Below are 2,433 nucleotides of genomic sequence, written 5' to 3'. Positions count from 1 at the left end.
GCCCGCCTGCCGCATCATCCAGATCGGTGGCACGGCCTGACGCTGGCCCGAAAGCACCTCGAGAAATGGTTTGGTGATCGAATCCTGTGGCAAGGCCTGTTCCGTCAATGCGTTGAGTTCCGGATGGTCTGATACACGACCGGCAGGGTCTTGACCACGGCATCGGGCAGCATCGGGAGCGTCGCGCCGCCTGTTTCCCACCATATTGCCCGAAACGAACCTTTCTGCCGCCTCAATGGTTTGAGGAGGTGCCGGCATGTGAAGCATTCGCAAGAGGTGACTCATGCGCGGCTACAGGGTGGCCCTGTTTTCCGGGATTCTGGCTGCCGGCATCGCGGCGCTGACGCGCCCTGCGGTCGCGGACGACTATCGCGGCACATTCGCTCAGCGGATGGCCTGCACCCCCGACGTCTTCAGATTGTGCGGTAGCGAGATTCCCGACGTCGGCCGCATCGTCGCCTGCCTGCGGCAGAACCAGACGCAGCTTGGCGCGCCGTGCCGCGCGGTGTTCGAGTCCAACGCCGAGGCGACCGGCAACGATGTGGCGGCGAAAGCAACCGGAAGCGCGGTCGGACCTCCCGGTAGGCAATAGGTCGGGGTGCGCCTGTTGTCCGGGATTTCCATGACGGCGAGCCGGCGTTTCGCAAAAAAATGCGAACCGATTCGAGGCCCGCGTCGTTGCCATGATGCACTCCGCCACCACCGGCGCGGTTCCCGACGGGAGACCACATGACAGGGACATCATCGACATCCAGGCGCAAGCCGGCTCATCGGACGAAGACCAAGGGCGGGACGAAATCGTCGGCCCGCCGTAAGAAGCCCGTCCGCAAATGGTCGGGCAGGGTGACGGCGACGAGCGACGCGCTCGATCTCAAACAAGGGGTGTTCAAGCAGCGTAGCGCCGCCGCCATTGCCCGGTCGCTGAAGCGCTCCGCCGAACAGAGTCATCGGCGCAAAAGCGATCCCTATCGGTCGGCGATGTCGATGCTGGTGTTCTATATCAATCGCGGCGGCAAAAATCTCTCCGCCTCTCGCCGCCGGACGCTCGAAGCCGCCAAGGACGAGCTGCGCAAGGTGTTCGGCAAGGCCGGCTGAGTCCCGCTTTTGATTCCATCGGCAGCAAGAAGGCTCAGGCAACGGGAGCGAAGGCTGGCGGCTGGCGGCTGTTGCGCGCGAACTTCCGGGTGGTCATCGGCTTGCCGAACAGAAAGCCCTGGATGAAATCGACGCCGATGCCGTGCATCGCGAGGAAATCGTCGCGGGTCTCGACGCCTTCAGCCACCGTTTTGACGCCGTGGCTTTTGGCCAGGTCGACGATCCGGCGACAGACGGAACGCTTGAGTCGCGCGGACGAACTGCCGTCGACGAACTGGCGGTCCAGCTTGATCTCGGCGAACGGAAACTCATTCAGCGCGGCCAGCGCTGGCCATTCGGTGCCGACATCATCGAGCGAGAAGCCGATGTTGTGGAATCGCAGCCGCTGCGCGGCTTCGATCGCGAGCGGCAGATTCTTGACGACATCGCTGCTGTCGACCTCCACGGTCAAGCCATCGAAGGCGGGGTGATCCGGAAACTGCAAACGCAGATCGTCAACGGCATTGGCGTCCGTGAAGAAGGCGAGAGGCAGGTTGATGGACATATGGATGCTTCCGGCCTTGGCGACGAGATACCGCCAGTCCTGGAACATGCGGTCGATGACAAAGCGCGAAAGCGAACGAAAATGCGGATCGCCCTCGTCGGGAATGAAATAGGCCGGCGGCACGATGCCCCAGCTCGGATGGCGCATCCGGATCAGGGCTTCGGCGCCGCCCAGCGCAAGGCTTCGTGCATCGATCTTGGGTTGATACCACAGTTCGAGCCAGCCGGCGCCGAGCGCCTCGGCGACATCGACTGGCGGCGCGGGCGGTTCAGCCGGCACGAGACCCGCGATGCGGTCATGCAGGTCCTTGTCGCTGAAAGGCGTCGGCAGCATTGGCAGCAATTCAAGCGCCAGTTTCTCGCCGAGTTCCCGTGCCGCCCGGACGGCGGGCGCATCGGGCGGGCCGATCAGCAGCACCATGGCGGCGCTGGCCCTGATCGCGAGCAGGTTCAGGATGTCCAGAACGGGCAGGCCGTTCATCGAGACGCTGATGGCGATGAGGTCGGGGAAGTTGGAACGCAACGAGGCGTCGAGATCGTCCAGCGTCGCGCAGGCGTGCGGGATGAATCCCTGTTCTTCGAGAGTCTCGCTGAGCAGCGACCGCACGTGATGCTTGCTCTCGACAATGCAGGCGCGGGGCTTAACCCTTCGTTTGCCAAAGGGCGTCTCCGCAATTTTGTCGTCCTGGCTGGCTCGATCGGTCATAAGAGGGGTCCTCGCTTGGCAGGACGCCAAGGTGAACCTTTTGTTATGGCTCCATCAGGGTTCGTTTTGGCAATGCACCGGTCGTGCAC

The 2,433-nt window shown here is 63.4% G+C and carries 3 protein-coding genes and 1 pseudogene; 2 read left to right on the top strand and 2 right to left on the bottom strand.

The features are described 5' to 3' along the window. Positions 1-258: pseudogene (locus BGN91_RS02540) on the bottom strand (hypothetical protein); the annotation flags it as partial. 25 nt (positions 259-283) lie between these two features. Here BGN91_RS02540 and BGN91_RS02535 point away from each other — a divergent pair. Together BGN91_RS02535 and BGN91_RS02530 are read left to right on the top strand one after the other, a co-directional pair. After that, positions 284-592, top strand: a complete 309-nt coding sequence (locus BGN91_RS02535; RefSeq protein WP_292610382.1) for a cysteine rich repeat-containing protein — start codon at positions 284-286, stop codon at positions 590-592. A gap of 137 nt (positions 593-729) precedes the next feature. Then, positions 730-1,095: a DUF3175 domain-containing protein gene (locus BGN91_RS02530; RefSeq protein WP_292610381.1), complete on the top strand. Its 366-nt coding sequence runs from the start codon at positions 730-732 to the stop codon at positions 1,093-1,095. A 34-nt stretch (positions 1,096-1,129) separates the two neighbouring features. Here BGN91_RS02530 and BGN91_RS02525 read toward each other — a convergent pair whose 3' ends face one another. Continuing rightward, positions 1,130-2,344 (bottom strand): EAL domain-containing protein, encoded by a 1,215-nt coding sequence (locus BGN91_RS02525; RefSeq protein WP_292610380.1) that lies wholly within the window; start codon positions 2,342-2,344, stop codon positions 1,130-1,132. Positions 2,345-2,433 lie beyond the last annotated feature (89 nt).

It is taken from the genome of Nitrobacter sp. 62-13 (genome assembly GCF_001896955.1).
Lineage (GTDB): Bacteria > Pseudomonadota > Alphaproteobacteria > Rhizobiales > Xanthobacteraceae > Nitrobacter.
Note: the sequence above shows the minus strand (reverse complement) of the source record. Positions and strands in the feature narration are given on the sequence as shown.

Bases quoted from the DNA above. Each gene is read 5' to 3' on its own strand.
- BGN91_RS02535 (WP_292610382.1), top strand. From the start codon at position 284: ATGCGCGGCTACAGGGTGGCCCTGTTTTCCGGGATTCTGGCTGCCGGC.
- BGN91_RS02530 (WP_292610381.1), top strand. From the start codon at position 730: ATGACAGGGACATCATCGACATCCAGGCGCAAGCCGGCTCATCGGACG.
- BGN91_RS02525 (WP_292610380.1), bottom strand. From the start codon at position 2,344: ATGACCGATCGAGCCAGCCAGGACGACAAAATTGCGGAGACGCCCTTT.